General features: G+C 65.1%; 21 protein-coding genes and 4 pseudogenes. 1 reads left to right on the top strand and 24 read right to left on the bottom strand.

Going from position 1 to position 19,452, the window contains the following annotated elements; translation table 11 throughout:
- Positions 1–44 precede the first annotated feature (44 nt).
- From RMET_RS11675 to merT, 15 genes and pseudogenes are all read right to left on the bottom strand, one after another.
- On the bottom strand, positions 45–1,178 hold the full coding sequence (locus RMET_RS11675) for a DUF6094 domain-containing protein (protein ID WP_223224654.1): 1,134 nt from the start codon (positions 1,176–1,178) through the stop codon (positions 45–47).
- A gap of 40 nt (positions 1,179–1,218) precedes the next feature.
- Positions 1,219–1,866 carry a hypothetical protein gene (locus tag RMET_RS11670; protein ID WP_003116820.1) on the bottom strand — a complete coding sequence of 216 codons (648 nt, stop codon included), beginning with the start codon at positions 1,864–1,866 and terminating at the stop codon, positions 1,219–1,221.
- Positions 1,867–1,942: 76 nt separating this feature from the next.
- Complete coding sequence (locus tag RMET_RS11665; protein ID WP_003090124.1) at positions 1,943–2,203, bottom strand: hypothetical protein; 261 nt, start codon at positions 2,201–2,203, stop codon at positions 1,943–1,945.
- A gap of 16 nt (positions 2,204–2,219) precedes the next feature.
- Positions 2,220–2,627, bottom strand: a complete 408-nt coding sequence (locus RMET_RS11660) for a hypothetical protein (RefSeq protein WP_003116821.1) — start codon at positions 2,625–2,627, stop codon at positions 2,220–2,222.
- A 104-nt stretch (positions 2,628–2,731) separates the two neighbouring features.
- Positions 2,732–3,073: a hypothetical protein gene (locus RMET_RS11655; protein WP_003116822.1), complete on the bottom strand. Its 342-nt coding sequence runs from the start codon at positions 3,071–3,073 to the stop codon at positions 2,732–2,734.
- 94 nt (positions 3,074–3,167) lie between these two features.
- A complete protein-coding gene (locus RMET_RS11650; protein WP_003116823.1) occupies positions 3,168–3,857 on the bottom strand; it encodes a DUF3275 family protein in 690 nt (229 codons plus the stop codon).
- A gap of 94 nt (positions 3,858–3,951) precedes the next feature.
- On the bottom strand, positions 3,952–4,779 hold the full coding sequence (locus RMET_RS11645) for a DUF932 domain-containing protein (protein ID WP_003116824.1): 828 nt from the start codon (positions 4,777–4,779) through the stop codon (positions 3,952–3,954).
- A 145-nt stretch (positions 4,780–4,924) separates the two neighbouring features.
- Entirely contained in the window at positions 4,925–5,830 is a 906-nt protein-coding gene (locus RMET_RS11640) for a DUF3577 domain-containing protein (protein ID WP_003116825.1), read from the bottom strand.
- A gap of 310 nt (positions 5,831–6,140) precedes the next feature.
- Positions 6,141–6,591 (bottom strand): annotated as a pseudogene (locus RMET_RS34170) (XF1762 family protein).
- 141 nt (positions 6,592–6,732) lie between these two features.
- Positions 6,733–7,029: pseudogene (locus RMET_RS11630) on the bottom strand (DUF3085 domain-containing protein); the annotation flags it as partial.
- A 33-nt stretch (positions 7,030–7,062) separates the two neighbouring features.
- Positions 7,063–7,581, bottom strand: a pseudogene (locus tag RMET_RS34505) (Tn3 family transposase); the annotation flags it as partial.
- Positions 7,545–8,060: a Tn3 family transposase gene (locus RMET_RS34500; protein WP_003098931.1), complete on the bottom strand. Its 516-nt coding sequence runs from the start codon at positions 8,058–8,060 to the stop codon at positions 7,545–7,547. The pseudogene RMET_RS34505 and the gene RMET_RS34500, both read right to left, overlap by 37 nt.
- An 18-nt stretch (positions 8,061–8,078) precedes the next feature.
- A pseudogene (merA, locus tag RMET_RS11620) lies at positions 8,079–9,765 on the bottom strand (mercury(II) reductase).
- 10 nt (positions 9,766–9,775) lie between these two features.
- Positions 9,776–10,063, bottom strand: coding sequence for a mercury resistance system periplasmic binding protein MerP (gene merP, locus RMET_RS11615; protein ID WP_003116826.1), 288 nt, complete (start codon positions 10,061–10,063; stop codon positions 9,776–9,778).
- 12 nt (positions 10,064–10,075) lie between these two features.
- Entirely contained in the window at positions 10,076–10,426 is a 351-nt protein-coding gene (merT, locus tag RMET_RS11610; RefSeq protein WP_003116827.1) for a mercuric ion transporter MerT, read from the bottom strand.
- Positions 10,427–10,497: 71 nt separating this feature from the next.
- Between merT and merR the strand changes: the two genes are divergently transcribed.
- Positions 10,498–10,905 (top strand): Hg(II)-responsive transcriptional regulator, encoded by a 408-nt coding sequence (gene merR, locus RMET_RS11605; RefSeq protein ID WP_003098939.1) that lies wholly within the window; start codon positions 10,498–10,500, stop codon positions 10,903–10,905.
- 261 nt (positions 10,906–11,166) lie between these two features.
- Here the strand turns inward: merR and RMET_RS11600 are convergent, their stop codons facing one another.
- The 9 genes from RMET_RS11600 to RMET_RS11560 all read right to left on the bottom strand — a co-directional run bounded on the left by RMET_RS11600 (position 11,167) and on the right by RMET_RS11560 (position 19,374).
- Entirely contained in the window at positions 11,167–11,991 is an 825-nt protein-coding gene (locus tag RMET_RS11600; RefSeq protein ID WP_003098941.1) for a hypothetical protein, read from the bottom strand.
- Positions 11,992–12,279: 288 nt separating this feature from the next.
- Positions 12,280–12,558, bottom strand: a complete 279-nt coding sequence (locus RMET_RS11595; protein WP_003116828.1) for a hypothetical protein — start codon at positions 12,556–12,558, stop codon at positions 12,280–12,282.
- A 97-nt stretch (positions 12,559–12,655) separates the two neighbouring features.
- On the bottom strand, positions 12,656–13,393 hold the full coding sequence (locus RMET_RS11590; RefSeq protein WP_003116829.1) for a DUF5983 family protein: 738 nt from the start codon (positions 13,391–13,393) through the stop codon (positions 12,656–12,658).
- Between the two features lie 83 nt (positions 13,394–13,476).
- Positions 13,477–14,163, bottom strand: a complete 687-nt coding sequence (locus tag RMET_RS11585; protein WP_003116830.1) for a hypothetical protein — start codon at positions 14,161–14,163, stop codon at positions 13,477–13,479.
- Positions 14,164–14,345: 182 nt separating this feature from the next.
- Positions 14,346–14,738: a hypothetical protein gene (locus RMET_RS11580; RefSeq protein WP_003116832.1), complete on the bottom strand. Its 393-nt coding sequence runs from the start codon at positions 14,736–14,738 to the stop codon at positions 14,346–14,348.
- A 21-nt stretch (positions 14,739–14,759) separates the two neighbouring features.
- Positions 14,760–14,972 (bottom strand): hypothetical protein, encoded by a 213-nt coding sequence (locus RMET_RS11575; RefSeq protein WP_003116833.1) that lies wholly within the window; start codon positions 14,970–14,972, stop codon positions 14,760–14,762.
- Between the two features lie 337 nt (positions 14,973–15,309).
- Positions 15,310–15,621: a hypothetical protein gene (locus RMET_RS34495; RefSeq protein WP_003108988.1), complete on the bottom strand. Its 312-nt coding sequence runs from the start codon at positions 15,619–15,621 to the stop codon at positions 15,310–15,312.
- Between the two features lie 336 nt (positions 15,622–15,957).
- Entirely contained in the window at positions 15,958–16,458 is a 501-nt protein-coding gene (gene lspA, locus RMET_RS11565) for a signal peptidase II (RefSeq protein ID WP_003098955.1), read from the bottom strand.
- Between the two features lie 3 nt (positions 16,459–16,461).
- A complete protein-coding gene (locus RMET_RS11560; protein WP_003098961.1) occupies positions 16,462–19,374 on the bottom strand; it encodes a heavy metal translocating P-type ATPase in 2,913 nt (970 codons plus the stop codon).
- Between the last annotated feature and the right edge of the window lie 78 nt (positions 19,375–19,452).

Below are 19,452 nucleotides of genomic sequence, written 5' to 3'. Positions count from 1 at the left end.
TCTCCTTCGAGTTGGTACAGCAGGACGGCAGCGCGTCCGGTGGATCAGCGAATGGTCAACACCTCGCCCCGTGTCGCGGAGCCAGGTGTCATGTCCCACGCGCGGATGACGGGAACGAACTTGTCGGTGAGGATGCGGGTCTCGGCGATGGAGCCGTCTTCGCGTTCGGTGAACTCCCGCTGGAGCGTCTTGTCCTTGTGGGTGTCACCTTTGACGACGAGCACGCGCCCGGTCTTGGAGCGCACAACCCCCGAGATCGCACCCGCGGCCAGAGCCAGGGCGAGATGCCAGCGGGACAAGGCCCGCGCCGGTGGACGCAGCGATTGCTGCGCAGCCCCCAGGTGCGTGTCCTGCGATGGCCACAAGCCTTGCAGCCTGCCAACCTCATCGGCGAACTGCTCGGGCTCCATCGTCACGCGGAAGAAATGCTCTGGCTCGGCCGGGCTGGCGGGGACGATGTACGGCAGGAACGGCCACTCGCTCGGCAGTTCCTCGGCTTCGACTTCGCCTTGCCCTACCTGCAACAGCAGATTGCGCACGGCCTTGACGCCATCGGGCACCTGCTCGCGCTGGCGCACCCGGCGTCCGAAGATCACCACCTGCTTGAACTGCGTCTCCACCGCTCGGTAGATGCGCAGGTCCGTGTAGTGGCGCGTCAGCCAGCCGACCAACTCCGCGTCGAGCACGTAGCCGGGGACGATGAAAACCAGCACGCCGCCGTATTGCAGCAGCGAGAGCGTGCGCTGGTAGAACAGCTTTTCAAGGCGGGCACGGCCCTGGCCCTGATAGCCGATGTTGCCGTTGACGTCCTTGGACAGGTCCCCATACGGCGGGTTGAGCCAGAGCAGCCCGAAGGACTGCTTGGAGACCATCGTGTCCATCAGGTCCGCGTGCAGGCAGTGATCGACCAGGCCGCGGGCATGGCGCGCCCGCTCCGCGTCGAACTCGACGGCGAACGCCTTTGCCTGCTCGCGCCCGAGGGCATGGGCGGCTTCGGCGATCGCCACGCCTTCGCCGGCGCAGGGATCGAGGATGCACATCGGCCCGTCGCTGGGCATCAGTGCGTTGAGCGCTCTTTCGAGCGTGGGTTCGTCGGTCGGGAAATATCCGTTCTTGACGAAATTGCGGGCGAGCCGCGGGAACATGAGGGCCATGGAAGTCTCCTGGTTGGCGGGGATGAAACACGGAAGTACGCCAAGGCGTGCCTCCGAGGGTGGGTCAAGCCGCTACCGCTTCCGGCGTCCAAATCTTGGCCGGATACGGATAGGCGGTGAGCGCGTCGCTGCGGATCAGGGAGCCGAGCGCCAGGGTCAGCGCCGGCACGTCGATGGCGAGCCGATGGCCTTCCAGCGGCCCGAGGGCGAACGGAAGGCGGGCCAGCATCTCGCGGGTTTGCAGCAGTTCCAGCACGGTCTCGCGCCAGTGATCGAGCAGCGGCAACGGGCAGGTGTCCCGCACCAGCATCCACAGGCGGTCAAGCCTGTGGGCGCTGTCGCGTGGCAGCAGTGCCAATGCGCTGGCGTTGGCCTTGTCGGGCTTGACGCAGCGCCGGTCGAACAGCCACACGTTGGACAGCGAGCCGAACAGCGTCCGCCGGTACGCGCGCGTGATGCGCTTTTCCAGGCGATCGACGTTGCCGATGAATACCGGGACGCTGCCGCCCTGGTCGGTGATGACGTGGAACTGGTCCAGTCCCTGCTCGTCGCGCCCGAGGGTCAGGCGAGCGAGGAACTGCTGGACGGCGGTGTCCCGCGCCCAGATGGACAGGAAGATCAGGTTGCCCTGGTCATCGCCGACGCAGGCGTCGGCCATCACGTCCGGGCATTCGTCGATGCGGTACAGCGTGGAAGAAGTGTTTGCGGGCATGGTGGTGTCCTCGGATGAACGGGAACAGCACCGCCCGCTGGGGCAAGTACTGCCCCAGGGGGTGGAAGAAAACCGCTCAGTCCGGCTCGAACTGCCGGGTGTGCGGGTTGAAGTGAAGCGGCTCGTCCGCCGAAGTGATCGGCGTGAAGCCTTCCAGGTAGATGTTGTTGAGGTACTGGTCGCGGTAGGTCAGTGCCTGCCGTGCCTGGTCCTCGGTGAGGCCGTTGTCGATGAAGTACGCCAGCATTTCCTCGTCGGAGGACACTTCGTCGTTGGACAAACTCCCTTCAACGAGTGCCAGCAACGAGGGCGGAAGCGTTGCCAGGATCGGGTCCATGTCGGTTCCTCCTGGCTCAGGCCATCGACGCCGCGGCGGATGCCGCGGATGCCGTGGGTGTGCGCCGCCGGGCGTGGTAGGCGCGAACGCCTGCACGCCAGTCGGCGGACTGCTCCGGTGCGAGGTCCAGATAGGACAGCGGGCACGTGTAGTAGTACGGGTGCATGGACTCGTCCAAGGACTTGTAGCCCCACTGGCCGCCGCTTCGTTCAAGCAGATCGCAGCGGATGTAGCGCAGGGACTGGCCCGGTGCGAGATCACGATGCACGCCTTCGACCTTGGCGGTCACTTCGGCGACGGACCACAGCACGTTGCCGCGCAGGGTGTGAGCGATGACCTTGACGCTGGCGCGCTCGGTCTCTTGCGGTGCGATCAGTTCCGCGATCAGTTCGGACCGCGATTGGTTTGAGAAATACCAGCCCATGAGAGGCCTCCTCGAAAAGTTGAGCTGAAGGCCTCCCCGTGGGGAAGAACCCCCAGCGGGTGATGGAATGCCGCATCTGCGGCGAAGGAACCTATGCGTCGCCCTCAATCCCAGTCGTCATCGTCTCGATCACAACCGGCCGGGCAGTAGCCGAACTCGATCCCGTGCGAGCAATAGCCATGCTCCGCATTCCAGTCCTGGGTTTCCTGCCGTTCGGCAGGTGTTGCGTAGTCCCATTCCTGGGCCGCGATTTCGAGAGCCTGAGCACGTTGCTCATCCGGCAAACGATTGGCCTGTGCGTCGATCGCCGAACTGAAGAGCGTCACGTAGTGGTCGTAGGACAAGCCGCAACCGCGCTGGGCGTGTGCGGCGGCCGCTTTGCAAAGGTCCCGCCACGCGGGTTCATCCAGCGTTGAACGCGGGGTATCGCAAGCGATGGTGGACATGATGGAGACCTCCAGAAAATGGCCAGGGCCTCCCCCGCATGGGAAAGGAACCCCGGCGGGTGGATGAAGAACACCGCGCATGCGGCGTCTGCGATCACGCAGGTTTTGGTTCGGCCTGGCGGCTCCACTCCTGCGTCTTGAAGTCCAGCGCGTAGCCCAGCTCGCCCAGGCGGGCGATCTGCGCGCGCAGGGTGCGGCGGTCGATGGTCGAATCCAGTTTCACGGACTCGCCCAGCGGCCACAGCAGGCCGAAGAGCGCGGCGTCACCGTCTTCGGTGCTGCCGGGGGCAGCGGCCGTAGCAGGCGGTGGCGCATCCACGCCGAAGGGCGTGGTATCGACCAGCGGGTCCGCGGACGCCTGCACGGGTGCGGGCTTGGCGGGCCTGGACGCTTTGGTGGGCTTGGCCGGCGTTGCCGCAGGCTGCGCCCCTTGCTCTTCATCGAGCGGATCGACGTCCTGGGTGGCGAAGCTGCGGGCTTCGTCGCGGCTGAGTTTGTCGATGCCGTTGAGCGTCATGCCGTCGAGGCTGGCACGGATCTCGAACCGCATGCCGCCGCCGACCGGATAGGACTTCGGGAAGATGTACCTGATGATGAATTCCCCGTCGTACTTGCCTTCGGGGTACTGCTCCAGCTCCGGGTCTTTGACCTCGAAAGTACCGAGGTGCGTCGCGAGGCGGCCAACCGTGAACGGGCCGTTCTTGCCGCGGATGGTACGCAGCGTGAGCTGGCCGGGGACGACGATGGGCGCAACAGATTTCTCGGAAGCCGATGGGGTTGCCATGATGGTTCTCCTGATGATGAATGACGGGCCGCCGACGGCACCCGGTGGATGAGAGGAAATGGCCTCGCCCGAGGTGGGCGAGGTCCGCGTGGCATCACGCCTTGAGCTGGCGCATGCCTTCGGCCAGCAGCCACAACGCCCGGTTCAGGCGCAGGTTCTGGTCGATGCCTTGCACCGGACGGGTGCGCTGATTGCGGCCGTTGGCCGTGCGTCCGTTCAGGCCCCCTTTGACTAGGTTCTCCTGGACGCGGTTGAAGACGGCCCACAGGTCGTTCTTGCGGTCGTCCCATCGCCGAGGGGCCAGCAGTTGGCTCTCGGTGACAGGCGTGGACTTGGCCGGATCGTCGTACTTGAGTGCGAGCGCAGAGTTCGCAAAGACCTCCGCTTCGCCCTCATCGAGGGTGATGGTGCGCATCGCATCGCGCGCGTTATGCACGCGCTCGAAACCTTCGAGGACTCCGTAGGCACCTTCGATCACCTGGCTGGCCACGTCGCCCTTGTGGGGAACGCGGATGTCTGCGGTGGTGTCACCGCAAACCAGGCCGTTGTGGCAGACGAACCGGAACATGCCGGCGAGCATCTGATAGCTGCTCGTGCCGTCATGGCTGTTGAGCAGGATGATCTCGTTCGCCTCGTCGCCGTTGATCTGGCTTGCATGGCGAAGTCGGATGAGGTGCTTCGTGTACTCGCGCCGGTCTTCGTTGCGCACGCGCGTCTGACACACCATGAAGGGCTCGAAGCCCTCCTGGCGCAGCTTGGTCAGCACGGTCGAGGTCGGTATGTAGGCATACCGATCGGACCGGCTCCCATGTGGAGCGTCGGCGAAGATCGACGGAACGACGGCACGAATGCGGTCGTCCGAGAGTGGGCGATCAGAGCGCAGGATCGGGGATTGCGGAGCAAAGCGGGATACCAGAGACATGGCTGATCTCCTTTGAGAAATTCGACAACCGCGTGGCCGTGAGACCACGCGGAACTCGGGGGATGAAATGCGCAAGCACGCGTCCTGGGGACGCGGCGTACGTGGGGAGGAAAAGCGACAAGGCCCCGTGAGAGGCCGTGCCGGATCAGAACGAAGCAGCCAATGCCGGCTCCTGCTCCTGGACTTGCGCCTCGGGCTCGCGCTCGGCGGGCTCGGTGGCCGTGTCGATGGCATCGTCGGCTTCGGACGCGGATGCGTCTTCGGCCGGCGGCGCCTCGGCTTGCGCCTGGCTCGTCGGATAGACCTGGGTGCCGTCGATCTTGATGAGACCGATGTGGACCAGCGTCGATTCCAGGCTGGCGGCCGGTTCCCCGGCGTGCTCACCCTTGGTGCGGATGTACGGATCGATCTTCATGTCGTTCAGACGGAAGGCGATCAGCACCTTGCGGTCACCCTCGACGGCCTGAACGCACCGGCGAACCAGGTGCTCGGCTTCCGGGGTGGCGACGATGGTGTCGAAGTACCGATACTCCGGTTCATCGACAGGCCCGGCCAGTGCCGCGACGGTGCAAGAGAGGAACGAGTCGCCAGCTTTTGGGGTGACGTCCTTCACACGATTGAGATAGCCGATGCCGCGGGTGATCAACTCGTGCTGCTCGATCGAAGCCAGTTCGGCCCGGTCGATCAGTTCGGCCTTGAGCAGTCGCGCCTTGAGGGACGCGGCGGCCTGACCCTTCTGCTCACCCTTGTCGCGGATGTACACATCGCCCCACAGGTCACCGAGGCGAAAGCGCACCAGCGGGCGCTGCTTGGGATCGTCAACGCCGATGTAGCGCTGAACGAGCTTCTTGGCCTCGGCACCCGAGACCTTGACGTCGAAGTAGCGGTAGCTGGGGTCCCGGGCGGGGCCGACCAGCGCGGCGATGGTGCATGCCAGGAAAGGCTGCGCACGGCGGCCGCCCCGGACGGGCACTTCACGGACACGCTGGATGTAGCCGATGCCCGAGGTGTGGAGGTCGAAATACGATTTCTCGTTGGACGTGGTGTTCATGGTGAATCTCCATTGGGATGAAGCGGAGACACACCGGCCCACGCATGCGGGGAAGGTGCGTGACCCCGCGGTGGGTTGATAAGGCGAAAGCATCCGCCACCAGAGGCTGGTGGCCGCTCGCGGAAGGATGCGGTGCGAGCTGGCTCGGTCACGCAGTGGGAACTGCGCCGCAACCTCGAAGACCGATGGTTGCCTGGCATGTCGCTGACGACGTCAGCAGGCATGGGGCCAGCATGGCGGGGCCTCGCGCGCGCGGCAGCAATCAATCGGCACCCGGGCGCTTCCCTTTGTCCGCGCCACCCGGCGCCTGTCACAGGCACTTGGCGCCGCGCAGGTGCTCGGGGGTATCGGCGCGCGGACGGCCGGGACGGCTCCAGGCGCCGCCACCGCGCGCGCCGATCAGCCGCCAGCCGGCGGCGCGCAGGCTGGCGCCACCTTCGTCGGGCATGGTGTAGGTGAGCAGGCGTATGTAGCCCAGCGCCCTTGCCGCCTGCCAGGCCGCGCCGTAGAGCTTGCTGCAGGCGCTGGGTGTGCCGTCGGTGCACAGCCGCGTGACTTCCAGCGTCCAGGTGCCGCGCGACCGGGCGGCCGACAATGGCCACGCCGTGGATCAGGTCGCTGTCGCTCAGCGTGACGGCCAGGGCGAACTTCGCGCCCTGGACCGGGCGGTGGTGGCGATGGTGCGACAGAACGAATGCATTGGCCGTGCGCAGCGACACCGGTAGGAGGTGCAGCCTCGGCGAGGTCGATGGCGTGTTCATGCGGTTGTCTCCGGTGGCATGCCGGCGTTGTGGCCGGCGGGGCGTGCCTCGGCGGCTGGAGACAAACGCGCACGCGCGGCGATGGCGGCGGTGCGAACAAAAGAAGGCCCCCGATGCGGGGGCTGCGAGGCGGTTGCCGCGTCAGGCGGGAGGCACCACTGCTAAGGACAGGTGCGTGGCGGTGGCGGAAAGCACGAGATCGTCCGCCGAGTGCTGGAGGCGCGTGAACAGGCCGTCCTTCGGGTCGAAATACTCCGCGAAGTCATCGCCGCCCAGCTCGCGGCCGGCGAGGTGCCACCAGTCATCGAACGGGTCGGTGTCCGGGTTGCATCCGACGGCGTAGGCGAGCAGTGCCTGGCGCCCATCCGGGCGACGCTCCCCACGCTCGGCGAGGAAGTACACGCCCTGATCCTTGACCAGGACAATGCGGCACTGATTGGGGACGTCTCAGAAAACGGAAAAAATCGTACGCTAAGCCGGTTGCAGCGGTCGTAGCGGCCTGAACTTGCCCGCGCCGATCTTGGCGCTGCTGCGCCAGAGGTAATCGCCGGTCAGGTTGATGTGCTCCCAGCCCAGCGGCGACAGGTACTGCAACAGGGCGTCATCGACAGTCTGGCCGTGACCGCGTAAGGCGTTTGAGGCCCGTTCCAGATAGACCGTGTTCCACAACACTATGGCCGCCGTCACCAGGTTGAGGCCGCTGGCCCGGTAGCGCTGCTGCTCGAAACTGCGGTCGCGGATTTCGCCCAGCCGGTTGAAGAACACGGCGCGGGCTAGCGCGTTGCGGGCTTCGCCCTTGTTCAGTCCGGCATGCACGCGGCGGCGCAGCTCGACGCTTTGCAGCCAGTCCAGGATGAACAGCGTTCGCTCGATGCGGCCCAGCTCGCGCAGCGCCACGGCCAGGCCGTTCTGGCGCGGGTAGCTGCCGAGTTTCCTGAGCATCAGCGAGGCCGTCACCGTGCCCTGCTTGATCGAGGTGGCCAGCCGCACCTTGGCGTTGATCGCCTTGCCGGACGCCTGGAACTGCTGCTGATGCTTGTGCTTGGCAGCGTTGAACAGCTTGCCCAGGATGCGGTCGTGCAGGTCGATGATTTCGTCGGTGACGGTGGCCATGCCCTCGATGGCGAGCGCACCAGGGTCGCGTAGCGGCGCTGTGCCTCGAACTTGGCCAGATCGGCGGGCGTCATCTGGCCGCCTTCGCGGGCGATCTTGAGCAGGCGGTTCTGGTGCACCGACCGCTCGATGCCGGAAGGCAGGTCGAGCGCCTGCCAGGCTTTGAGGCGCTCGATGTGTTCGAGTATGTGGCGCGAGTTCGGCTTGACGGGCGACTGGCGCAGCCAGGCCAGCCAGGTCGTCTTGCCGTTGTCGTGGCGCTTGAGCAGATCGTCGAGGCGGTGCCGGTGGGTGGCCGACAGGGGATCGGACAAGGCCGCGTAGATGCGGCGGTTGGCGCGGCTGTAGGCGTTCATCGAACACCTCCCTTTTCCTCATCCGGCGCAACAGGACAGTTGCTTCACGTCCTTGTTGAAGGTCTGCGCCGCGAGCTTCAGTCCCTCGACCATGGTCAGGTAGGGGAACAACTGGTCGGCCAGCTCCTGCACGGTCATCCGGTGGCGGATCGCCAGCGCGGCCGTCTGGATCAGTTCGCCCGCTTCCGGCGCGACCGCCTGTACGCCGATCAGCCGCCCTGAGCCAGCTTCCGCCACCAGCTTGATGAAGCCGCGCGTGTCGAAGTTGGCGAGCGCCCTCGGCACGTTGTCGAGCGTCAGCAGCCGGCTGTCGGTCTCGATGCCGTCGTGGTGCGCTTCCGCCTCGCTGTAGCCCACGGTCGCCACCTGCGGATCGGTGAACACCACCGCCGGCATCGCCGTCAGGTCCAGCGCCGCGTCGCCGCCGGTCATGTTGATCGCGGCGCGCGTGCCGGCCGCCGCCGCCACATAGACGAACTGCGGCTGGTCGGTGCAGTCGCCGGCAGCAAAGATGTGCGGTGCGCTCGTGCGCATGGCGCGGTCGATGACGATGGCTCCCTGCGCATTGACTTCGACGCCTGCCGCTTCAAGGTTCAGGCTGCGCGTGTTCGGCGCGCGACCGGTGGCGACCAGCAGCTTGTCGGCGCGCACTTCCCCCTGCCCGGTGGTGAGCACGAATTCCCCGCCCGCATAGGCAACGTGGCTCGCCTGGGTGTGGTCCAGCACCTCGATGCCCTCGGCGCGGAAGGCGTCTGTTACGGCTTCCCCGATGGCCGGTCTTCTCGGAAGAACAGCGTGCTGCGCGCCAGGATCGTGACCTGGCTGCCCGCCGGGCGAAGGCTTGCGCCAACTCGACCGCCACCACGGAGGAACCAATCACGGCCAGCCGCTCGGGGAGCGAGCTGCTTTCCAGCGCCTCGGTGGAGGTCCAGTGGGGTGTGTCCGCAAGGCCCGGGATTGGCGGAAGCGCCGGGCTCGCGCCGGTGGCAATCAGGCAGCGGTCGAAGTTCACCTCGTGCGTGCCGCCGTCAGCGGTCGCCACGGTCAGCGTGCGCGTGTCCCTGAACCGGGCCTCGCCGCGCAGCACGGTGATGGCCGGAGTGCTTGCCAGGATGCCTTCGTACTTGGCATGGCGCAGCTCCTCGACGCGGCCTTGTTGCTGGGCCAGCAGCCGCTCGCGCAGTACAGCGGGCGCTGCGGCCGGCAGGCCAGCATCGAACGGGCTTTCGCGGCGCAGGTGGACGATGTGCGCGGCGCGGATCATGATCTTGGACGGCACGCAGCCGACATTGACGCAGGTGCCGCCGATGGTGCCGCGCTCGATCAGCGTGACGCGGGCGCCTTGCTCCACGGCCTTCAAGGCAGCCGCCATCGCCGCGCCGCCGCTGCCTATCACAGCCACGTGCAGCGCTTGTTCACCGCCAACATGCTTCGTTTCGCCACCGAGCCAGCCCAGCGCCTTGTCTAGCAGGCCGGCAGGCTTGTTCGGCGTGTCGGTAAGCCGTGCGCGATAGCCGAGCGTGGCCACTGCGGCAACCAGCGGGGCCACGCTCACGCCTGCATCCGCCTCGATTTCGGCCTGCCGCTGCGGATAGGACACCGAGGCCGCGCGCACGCCGGGCACGTTCGTCAAAGCCTGCTGGACGTGCTCGGCGCACGACGTGCAGGTCATGCCTTCGATGTGGAGGGTGATCGCCTCGGCCATGATTACGCCCTCACTGCTTGACGCTGGACGGGTAACCCGCGTTTGCGGTGGCCTTGGTCAAGGCGTCGGCATTGGTCTTGGCCTCGTCGAAGGTGACGACGGCCTCCCGCTTCTCGAAGCTGACTTCGGCCTTCTCGACGCCGGCGACCTTGGACAGAGCCGTCTTGACCGTGATCGGGCACGCGGCGCAGGTCATGCCGGGCACCGACAGGGTGACGGTCTTGGTGGCAGCCCAGGCGGGCGCGCTTAGAGCGGCGGCCAGGGCGATGAGGGTGGTGAGGGTGGTGAGTTTCTTCATGGTGATCTCCTTTCAGTAGAACAGCGGCAGGACGTAGGGAAACGCGAGGGCAACCAGAACCAGGGCGGCCACGATCCAGAAGATCACCTTGTAGGCAGTCCGCACTTGGGGCACGGCGCAAACGTCGCCGGGCTTGCAGGCATGGGCTGGTCGGAAGATGCTGCGCCAGGCGAAGAACAGCGCGATGAGCGCTGCGCCGATGAAGATCGGCCGATACGGCTCCAGCACGGTCAGGTTGCCGATCCACGCGCCAGAGAAGCCGAGCGCGACCAGGACAAGGGGGCCGAGGCAGCAGGCCGAGGCGAGGACGGCCGCGACGCCGCCGGTCGCCAGTGCGCCGCAGCCGTTCTTGGGTTCCGACATAAGGTTCTCCTTCCGGGACTTCGCTTGATGCTGTAACGTTACTTCCGTAGTCAACTACGGAGTCAAGCGCCATGGAGAACGCTCAAGAGAATCTGACCATCGGGGCCTTCGCCAAGGCAGCCCGGGTCAACGTGGAGACGATCCGCTTCTATCAGCTCAAGGGCTTGCTACCCCAGCCGGAGCGGCCCTACGGTCGCATCCGCCGCTACGGGCAGGCGGACGTGGCGCGGGTGAAGTTCGTGAAGTCAGCCCAGCGCCTGGGATTCAGCCTGGATGAAGTCGGCCAGCTCCTGAAACTGGAGGACGGCACCCATTGCAGCGAGGCGGCCGAACTGGCTGCTCACCGGCTGGCCGATGTGCGCGCACGCATGGCGGACCTCACGCGGATGGAAGAGGCCCTGTCGACGCTAGTGAGAGAGTGCAACGCGCACCATGGCAATGTTTCCTGCCCGTTGATCGCAGCTTTGCATTGCTGCTAAAGGGCCCACTTCGGCTCTTAGCGTACGATTTTTTTCCGTTTTCTGAGACGACCCCTGATTGGCGATGGCTTCGGTCAGCACGGGGCGCAGGTCAGCGCCTTTGAATCGCAGTGACATGGATGAAATCTCCTGTGTGGAAGAATGAGAAAGGCCTCCATCCGATGGGATGAAGGGCCTGTAGTGCACGCGGCCGGAACGGCTGGAACGCCGTGGCGGATGCCTCGGGTCAGCCGCAGGACCGCCCGGTTTCGCTGCGGGGCGTCATGCCGGGACGGCCTGGCGCTTGCGGGCCGCTTTCGCGTCGAGGATGCTCACGTCGATCTGGCGCCAGCGCCCGTCGTCGATGAGCCTCTCCAGCACTTCGCCGAGCATGTCGAAATACACCTCGTCGTGCCGATCGACCAGTTCGACCGATTCACCGTTCTGACGGTGCAGTTCCACCACGTAGGTGTCTCCGCCGCGGTCGTAGAGGATCGTCACCCGGCCCTCGAACTTCGCGGTCGAGACCGTGAAGCTGATCGCCGGCGGGGTCTCGATGATCTTGGAGGGCGTGGGATCGACCCAGGTGAAGTCGCGGGCACCGGCATCCACCAGCATGTGGGTGATGCGCCGGAAGCGATCGGGGGCCGGCATCTCCTCCAACTGCTCGATGAGCTGGCCCAACTCCATGCACTGCGGCGTGGGAATGGGCAGCTTGGCCGGCGCCGAGCCGAGGATGTGCCTCGTGATGGTGTACGGCGTGCCGTCCGAAGTCTCCTCGGTGATGACCTCCGGCGTGTCCGCGCGCAGTCCGTCGAAGCGACGACGGGCATAGGGTTGGACATGCACCTTGGCGCCTTCGGCAGGAACCGTGGTCACCAGGCTGGGATCGAGCACCGCGAACTCGGAAGGCTTGAGCTTGACGACGATGGCATCGTCGGTCGCGGCGACCACCTTGCCGTCGAAGGGTTGGGGGTCGATGGCGAAGCCCAGCGTTGAGGACAGCGGCTGATCATCGAACACGCGGTACTTGAACGACCGCACGTTGCGGGGCACATGGCCTGCGACCAGCGAAGGCATCATGGATTTGATGAGGGAACGATCCATGGGGAAACTCCTTGAGGAAAAACAAGGGATTCCCCGCCCGCAAGGGAGAGGTCCCTTGTGGGTGGCGTGGATGGACGCGGTAGGTCCGTAGGAAGAAACGACCAGCACGGTTTCCCGCGCTTGCAGCCTCGAAGGTCTCGACTGCCTGGGCATGTGCCGGCAACGCCGACGAACATGGGGCAAGCATGGCCCTGGGGCGGTCTGCCTGCCCGCAGGAAACGGCACCGCACCACAACCGTTTTCCTGTGCTGCGGGCAAGAAAAAGCCCCTCGAAAGGGGCTGGAGGAATCAGGCTTGGTACACGAAGTAGTGCTCGCGCTGACGCGGAAAGAACACGTGTTTCCACGTGTCGCCGCTTGTGTTGCCACCGTCGAAGACGACCATTTCGTAGTCGTCCACGTCGGTGTCCACCAGGTCGGCGCTGGCGATATGGCGCATGTGCAGCGTGCCGCTCATGCGCTCGAATACCAGGATCTGGCCGATGGCATCTTCCTGGCTCATGGCGTTGACGCAGGCTCCGAGTTGGTGCTCGAAGTCGGATGCGGGTGTGATGAGGTCGGGGAACATGGGATCGCTCCTGTGAAAGTGCGCCGGCCCGGCTCTCTGGCGGGAGACCGGGCCGGCATGCGGTGAGGACAAGGAAGGCCGGGGATGTGTGTGGCAGCTATTCGCCGGCCAGCGATAGGCCCGGCAACACGGGTGCGTCGGCATCGAGGATGAGGATGCGCACGTCGGCCTGGCCGGCCAGTTCAAGGATCTGTGCCAGCTCGTCCGGCATGCCCTTGCTGCGGTGCTCCTGCCGAAGCTGCTCGGCGGCGATCCCCTCGACGTCCTGCAGGTGCTGGTCCGTCCAGGGCGTGGAGATCAGCTTGACGCCGATCGCCGGGCTGTAGGGAATCCGGAACGCGATGAACAAAAAGGCCTCCGGCGTCGCGAGGTCAGCCAGGTTGGCCAGGTACTGGCCGGTTTCGCGGCTGATGTGCGCGCTGCTGATTTCCCAGCACCGGCTGTAGTAGCCGGTCTCGAAGCTCAACCGCTGCACGACTTCCCGTGCGGCCTCGGCCGAATAGGTGTCGCCAATGTGGACGGGGCGGCCGTCGAAGTCGTCGCCGTGGATCGCGTACACCACGGCACCCACCATGCCTTCGCCGCTGCCCCCTTCAGCCGCGTCGCATTCGGCGATCAGTGCGGCGCCGACAGGTTCGGTGCCAGTCCTGACCACCGCGAAGTCGCTGGTGATGATGCAAGGAGAAGAAACCAGCGCCGCGTCGCAGAGGTGCTGCTGGCTCGGGTGGATGTTTCGCCAAACATGCGGGCTTCCGTCCTCGTAGCTGATGGACAGCGTGCGGACGATTTTCAGATTCCAGTAGCCGCGTAGAAAGGGATTGGGATTCTGGGACATGGGATTTCTCCAACAGAATAATGATGGAGCAAATCCCCGCCACCGGGAATTGACCCCGGTGGGTGGAAAGAAAGGAAACAGCGTCAGGTGACGCTGATCGTTGGCGTTTGGGCCAATCGCTCGGCGACGCGCCGGCGCAAATTCATGCGGAATGGCTCGTCGCTGACGCCCGCCAGCAGATTGATGGTCTCCAGCGCGATCAGGGCCGAAGCCTCTTCGATGTCGGCGGCCACAATGGTCTTGCGCAATTGGTCGCCGAGCTGGAGGGCCTGGGAGGAGGAGCTGATGAAGCGGACCTCGCGGCTCAGGTAGCAGCCGTTGCCGCCGAACTCGAACAGCCGCGGCTTGCTGCAGTACCAGCAGCCCTCGAACTGGATGGCGGTCAGGTGGTGCCCGTCATCGAACCGGGTGGCGATCAGAAACAATGCGTCGAGATCGGCGGTGTCCTCGAACGAATGACGGTCGATCAAGTTCCCCAGCTCTTCGTCCTCATCGGCACGGAAGTGCACGGCGAGCAGTTCGAGCAGCGGCGGGATCGACAGCCCTTCGTCGTCCGGCATCGGAATACCGAGTTGCGTGGCCAGGTCTTCCAGGCCATCGAGCACGTCCGGCCATTGCGGATTGGTGGTCTCGGCGATCTGGGCGATGTAGGCCTGCCCGTTGCCGGGGTGGCTCTCGTCCAGCGCGAAGGCGCCGAACAGCGCCTGGATGACGGGCGTCACACGGTCGAGCACGAGAACGCCGGTGGCTTCGTAGTAGTTGTTGGCCATGAAGGCTCCTTTCGATGAATGAACGGAGCCAGCCCTTGCGGACGATGGCATCCGCAGGGGAAACCGCCTGATGCCGGATGGCGCTGGGCGGGGAGAAAACGCGAGGGACATGGCCTCGAACGAGGCGCATGTCCCTCATGGGGTCCCGTGAACGCAGTGATGAAGGTGTGCCAGGGACCGGCTCACCAACCGCTGTAGTTCAGCAGCAGGTCGGCGATCACCTGGCGACGTTGCAGATCGAGACCATCGAAGTCCGACAGTCCTTGGAAGTGGCAGCGCTTGAGCATGGCACCGCCCTCGCGCGCGTTGTAGAAGCTGAACATGGCGGACAGGAACATGCGTTCCCCGCTGCTCAGGACGCCGAGTGCGTCGTTGGCACGCAGCATGTCGGGACGCAGATCCCACTTGCTCTTTGCCTGGTTCAGGCCTTCGCGCGTGCCGTCGCCAAACCATTGCGGGCCTGCGATCTCGACGCCGCGCTTCCAGACCTCGAAGAAGGCTTGGGGCGCGGCGGCGAAATGCTGCTCTTCCCGCATGATCTGATCGACGACTTCCTGGGGCAAAAGCTGGTTCATGACGTGGTTCCTCCAGTTGGATCAGGGTGTGGCGAGCTGGGACCAGCCGCCTCTTTCGAGGGCACGTTGAGCCGCGGCATAGCTGCGGAAGTACTGGCAGGATTCCCGCGAAACGGGACCTTCTGTATCGCGCGTGCCGATGTAGTGGCCGGCGGCGCTATGCAGGATTTCGAGCGGCAGGAACTTGCCGCAATGGATCAAGGCCAACTGGCCGAAAGAGGCTTGCTGGGACATGGACGGGCTCCTTGGAAAAAGCGGGGCCTCGTCCCTCACGGGATGGCAGCTCCCGCACGCGGTTGAGAAAAAAGCATCGGCGTCACGGGTGACGCGCGTCCGCAGACTCGATGCGATGGCGGACTGGCGGGTAGCGCGGAAAGAATCCGCGGCAGCCTGGAAACTCTGGCTGCTGGCATGGTGCTGACGAATCAGCGACACATGCGGGCAGCTTCATGCGCGAGGCGAGCCGCGTCAGCCGGAAATCGGCATTTGCAACAGCCCCGATTGGCGAACGCGGAAAAAAGAAAGCCCCGCAATAAGTGCGGGGCTGTCAGGAGGATGAGGCGAAACTGGGTCAGCGAGGCCTGTCGCCCAGTACATGCTGCTTCCACAGGGCGAATGCCTCGTCCGGTCCCAGCTCTGCGAGGATGACGATGGGCTGGCCCCGACGGGCACGCAGCGATGCGAAATACGCTGGCCGGTCGGCGATGGCGTTGAGCTTGATGCCCTTTAGGAACAGCAACTGGCGGGGGCGAACTTTGGTGGTAACGCAGGCATGATTGCGCTTGTTTGGGGCAAAAGGGCCAGCGAAGCGGGCGGACACGGCCAGAAAACCGCGACGAACTACTTGTACTTGCCAGGCGAGGCGAACGGGTGACATCAGCATATCGCTATGCGGTAAAGAAGACCGTCCTAAAGCTTGCAGGATCCCGGCATAGCTTCATCATCACCTCTCCGTGACGGCTCATTGGAACGAAAAAGGCCAGCATCGCCGTGATGGACTTTCATAATTGCCAGGTCAACTGGCTTGCGTGCTGTTTATTCACAGCAAGGCATTGCGACGTCGTTGCAGCAATCGCCGCCATCGCAACAGGGCGTTGCAGCAAAAGCGGCGGTGGGCGCTAGCATGAGGGCCAAGCCGCGGCCGCTCATGCTGGGGGCCGTTCTCTTCAGATTGGTGTCCTGCACCGTGTGCATTGCGAATTTCCGGATCGTCCCAATGTCACTGGGACTCCTTTGTGGCGGCCGGGTTCTCCACGCTCATGAACGACTGGGCCACCAGCGCGATCGCCCCGCCCACGATGGCCATGTCAGCGATGTTGAAGGCGGGCCAGTGCCAGCCGTGCAGGTGAAAGTCGATGTAGTCGATAACGTGCCCGCGCGTGGCGCGGTCGAACGCGTTGCCCAATGCGCCGCCCAGAATGAGGCTGTACGAAAGGCCTTCCGTTTTGCGCAGCGGCCGGGAGAGCAGCCATGCGAGCCATGCCGATATTGCGAACGCGATCGCCAGAAAAAACCACCGCTGCCAGCCGCCCGCGCCAGCAAGGAAGCTGAACGCCGCGCCGGGATTGAGAGCGTGAACTAGGTTGAAGAATGACGCCACCTCGTGCGACCAACCCAAGGGAGTTGTCGCGTCAATGTAGCTCTTAGCTGCCTGATCGCCGGCGAATATAACGATCGCGAGTGAGTACCACTGCGTCTTGCGAAGAGATGGTTCATCCATTGTTCATGCCGCCTTGAACTTCAGGAGGCGCAGCCCATTGACGACAACCAAAAGACTTGCCCCCATGTCAGCGAACACAGCCATCCACATGGTGGCATGCCCTGTGAACGTCAACGCAAGGAACACCGCCTTGATGCCAAGGGCCAGAACGATGTTCTGCGTGAGGATCGCCGCAGTGCTACGCGACAGCCGGATGAAGGCGGGGATCTTGCGCAGGTCGTCGTCCATCAGGGCGACGTCGGCTGTTTCGATCGCGGTGTCGGTGCCGGCCGCGCCCATGGCGAAGCCGATGTCGGCACGGGCGAGCGCGGGCGAATCGTTGATGCCGTCGCCCACCATGCCCACCTGGCCCTCGCCGCCGACCAGGCTTTCGATGGTCTTGAGCTTGTCTTCGGGCAGTTGGTCACCACGGGCTTCAGAGATTCCGACCTGGGCAGCGATGGCCGCGGCCGTGTGCTGGTTGTCCCCCGTCAGCATCAGCGTGCGCACACCCAGCGCCTGCAGGTCGGCCACCGCCTCACGGCTGGTTTCCTTCACGGTGTCGGCCACTGCAAAAATGCCGAGCACGGTCGCATCGTCCATCAGCAGGATCGCTGTCTTGCCTTGGCGCTCCAGGGTCTCCAGCCGAGCCTGGAGCGTCGCTTCGCTCAGGCCCAGCTCCTGGGCGAGCCTGTGGTTGCCCATGTGCAACATGCGCCCGGCGACGCGGCCGCGCACGCCGCGGCCAGGCAGCGCCGCGAAGTCGTCGACCTCGTGCAGCGCGATGCCGTCACGGTTCGCCTTGCGGGCGATGGCCTGAGACACAGGATGGTCCGAGCGTGCCGCGAGGCTTGCGGCCCAGGCGGCAACTTCCTGCGCCTCGCCGATCAGCGGCACGAAGTCGGTCTGCTCGGGCTTGCCATGTGTGAGTGTGCCGGTCTTGTCCAGGGCCAACGCCTTGAGCTTGCGCCCGCCCTCCAGGTAGACGCCACCCTTGATCAGGATGCCGCGTCGGGCGGCAGCGGCCAAGCCGCTGACGATGGTGACCGGCGTGGAGATGACCAGAGCGCAGGGGCAGGCGATCACCAGCAGTACCAGGGCCTTGTAGACCCAGTCAAACCATGCGCCGCCGAAGGCGAGCGGCGGCACGACGGCAACCAGCACGGACACCGCGAACACCGCCGGCGTGTAGACGCGGGCGAACTGGTCGACGAAGCGCTGCGTGGGCGCACGGCTGCCCTGCGCGGACTCCACGGCATGGATGATGCGCGCGAGCGTCGAGTCGCTGGCGCCTGCGGTCACCTTGTATTCGAAAGAGCCGGTCTCATTGATGGTTCCGGCGAAGACCTGGTCACCTTCGGCCTTCTCGACGGGCAGGCTCTCGCCGGTGATGGGCGCCTGGTTGATGGCCGATCGACCCGAGGTGATCAGGCCGTCCAGTGCGATGCGCTCGCCAGGACGCACGCGGACCACCGCGCCCTTTGCGACCTCCTTGGCCGGCAGCTCTGTCCATGAGCCATCGGCCTGCCGCACGGTCGCGGTCTCGGGCGCCAAGTCCATCAGCCCCCGAATGGCGTTGCGGGCGCGGTCCAGCGACTTCGCCTCGATCACTTCCGCCAACGCGAACAGGAACATGACCATGGCGGCCTCCGGCCAGTGGCCGATCGCCATGCCGCCGGTGACCGCGATGGCCATCAGGGCGTTCATGTTCAGGTTGAGGTTCTTCAGCGCGATCCAGCCCTTCTTGTAGGTGCTGAGGCCGCCGGTGAAGATCGAAACCAGTGCCAGCACGATCACGGCCCAATGATTGCCGTCGTTGACCCAGTACACGCCTTCGGCGGCCACCGCCGCAACGCCCGAAACCGCCATCGGCCACCAATTGGTCTTGTGCGCGGCCACCGGGGCATCGCGCGGCTCATCAGTCCTCTGGACCTCGGCTTCCATGCCCAGCGATTCGATGGCTTCGACTGCCGGCTTGATCGCGTCGGGTGTGTGCCGAACCGTGAGCGTGCGCTGCATCAGGTTGAAATCCATTCCCTGCACGCCCGGCATGCCTTGCAGCTTGCCGCGGATCAGACTTTCCTCGGTCGGACAGTCCATCTTCGCGATGCGAAGTACCGTGGTGGCTGTCTGCATGTCCTGCCGCGCAGCCTGCATTCCAATGGAAGCAAGCGCCTTCTCGATCGGCGCTGAGGTCGCCAGCGTGTGCTGGACTCCCAGCACACGCTGCATCAGATTGAAGTCGAGCGCGGTCACACCCGGCAGCTTGCCCAGCCGGTCGCGGATCAGCGCTTCTTCCGTCGGGCAATCCATGTTCTCGATCCGGTACGTCACCCGCTCGCCGATCGGCGGCGCGGAAACGGCAGCGGTTGGTTGCTGCTGCAGGGCCGAGGATGGGATCACAGCCGCGGCTTCGATCGGCCCCGTGTGGCCGAAGGTCTGCTCCTTGGCGCGCATGCCGATCGAGGCCAGGACCTGCTCCATCTGCGCGCGTGCCTGAGCGAGGTGTTTCACCGACAGGGTGCGCTCAGCGAGGTCGAAGTCGAGGTCCTGAATTCCCTCGACTGCCCCGAGGTGCGAGCGGATGAGTTTCTCCTCGCTCGGGCAGTCCATGTTCTCGATGCGGTAGGTGGTCGACACGGCGGCGTCTCGGACAGCCTGAGCCTTCATGCCCACCGAATTCAGCGCTTGCTCCAAGGCATCGGCCGAGACTTCGCGGTGCGAAATGGTCAACAAACGCTGCGGAAGATCGAACAGGAGCCGCTCGACACCGGGCATGCCCTCCAGCGTTCGCCGCACCAGTGCTTCCTCATTGCGGCAATCCATGTTGCTCACGTGGAAAACGGTGGTTTCAGTGCTGGCCTGCTCACTGGCGCACGCCGTCTGTTGGCCATTGCCGCCGGAGCAGGCGCATGGGCTGGAAGGTTCTTTGTTCATAGATCGCTCTTCATTGACAAGGTTTTCCCCGGATGCCATCATTAGAAAACCTCTAGTAGATATAGAGTCAAGTTTTTT

The organism is Cupriavidus metallidurans CH34 (genome assembly GCF_000196015.1).
Taxonomy (GTDB): Bacteria; Pseudomonadota; Gammaproteobacteria; order Burkholderiales; family Burkholderiaceae; genus Cupriavidus; species Cupriavidus metallidurans.
Note: the sequence above shows the minus strand (reverse complement) of the source record. Positions and strands in the feature narration are given on the sequence as shown.

What these genes read in the sequence shown, in the direction of transcription:
- RMET_RS11670 (WP_003116820.1), bottom strand. Translation starts at nt 1,866, where the DNA reads ATGCCCGCAAACACTTCTTCCACGCTGTACCGCATCGACGAATGCCCG.
- RMET_RS11665 (WP_003090124.1), bottom strand. Translation starts at nt 2,203, where the DNA reads ATGGACCCGATCCTGGCAACGCTTCCGCCCTCGTTGCTGGCACTCGTT.
- RMET_RS11660 (WP_003116821.1), bottom strand. Translation starts at nt 2,627, where the DNA reads ATGGGCTGGTATTTCTCAAACCAATCGCGGTCCGAACTGATCGCGGAA.
- RMET_RS11655 (WP_003116822.1), bottom strand. Translation starts at nt 3,073, where the DNA reads ATGTCCACCATCGCTTGCGATACCCCGCGTTCAACGCTGGATGAACCC.
- RMET_RS11650 (WP_003116823.1), bottom strand. Translation starts at nt 3,857, where the DNA reads ATGGCAACCCCATCGGCTTCCGAGAAATCTGTTGCGCCCATCGTCGTC.
- RMET_RS11645 (WP_003116824.1), bottom strand. Translation starts at nt 4,779, where the DNA reads ATGTCTCTGGTATCCCGCTTTGCTCCGCAATCCCCGATCCTGCGCTCT.
- RMET_RS11640 (WP_003116825.1), bottom strand. Translation starts at nt 5,830, where the DNA reads ATGAACACCACGTCCAACGAGAAATCGTATTTCGACCTCCACACCTCG.
- RMET_RS34500 (WP_003098931.1), bottom strand. Translation starts at nt 8,060, where the DNA reads ATGAACGCCTACAGCCGCGCCAACCGCCGCATCTACGCGGCCTTGTCC.
- merP (WP_003116826.1), bottom strand. Translation starts at nt 10,063, where the DNA reads ATGAAGAAACTCACCACCCTCACCACCCTCATCGCCCTGGCCGCCGCT.
- merT (WP_003116827.1), bottom strand. Translation starts at nt 10,426, where the DNA reads ATGTCGGAACCCAAGAACGGCTGCGGCGCACTGGCGACCGGCGGCGTC.
- merR (WP_003098939.1), top strand. Translation starts at nt 10,498, where the DNA reads ATGGAGAACGCTCAAGAGAATCTGACCATCGGGGCCTTCGCCAAGGCA.
- RMET_RS11600 (WP_003098941.1), bottom strand. Translation starts at nt 11,991, where the DNA reads ATGGATCGTTCCCTCATCAAATCCATGATGCCTTCGCTGGTCGCAGGC.
- RMET_RS11595 (WP_003116828.1), bottom strand. Translation starts at nt 12,558, where the DNA reads ATGTTCCCCGACCTCATCACACCCGCATCCGACTTCGAGCACCAACTC.
- RMET_RS11590 (WP_003116829.1), bottom strand. Translation starts at nt 13,393, where the DNA reads ATGTCCCAGAATCCCAATCCCTTTCTACGCGGCTACTGGAATCTGAAA.
- RMET_RS11585 (WP_003116830.1), bottom strand. Translation starts at nt 14,163, where the DNA reads ATGGCCAACAACTACTACGAAGCCACCGGCGTTCTCGTGCTCGACCGT.
- RMET_RS11580 (WP_003116832.1), bottom strand. Translation starts at nt 14,738, where the DNA reads ATGAACCAGCTTTTGCCCCAGGAAGTCGTCGATCAGATCATGCGGGAA.
- RMET_RS11575 (WP_003116833.1), bottom strand. Translation starts at nt 14,972, where the DNA reads ATGTCCCAGCAAGCCTCTTTCGGCCAGTTGGCCTTGATCCATTGCGGC.
- RMET_RS34495 (WP_003108988.1), bottom strand. Translation starts at nt 15,621, where the DNA reads ATGCTGATGTCACCCGTTCGCCTCGCCTGGCAAGTACAAGTAGTTCGT.
- lspA (WP_003098955.1), bottom strand. Translation starts at nt 16,458, where the DNA reads ATGGATGAACCATCTCTTCGCAAGACGCAGTGGTACTCACTCGCGATC.
- RMET_RS11560 (WP_003098961.1), bottom strand. Translation starts at nt 19,374, where the DNA reads ATGAACAAAGAACCTTCCAGCCCATGCGCCTGCTCCGGCGGCAATGGC.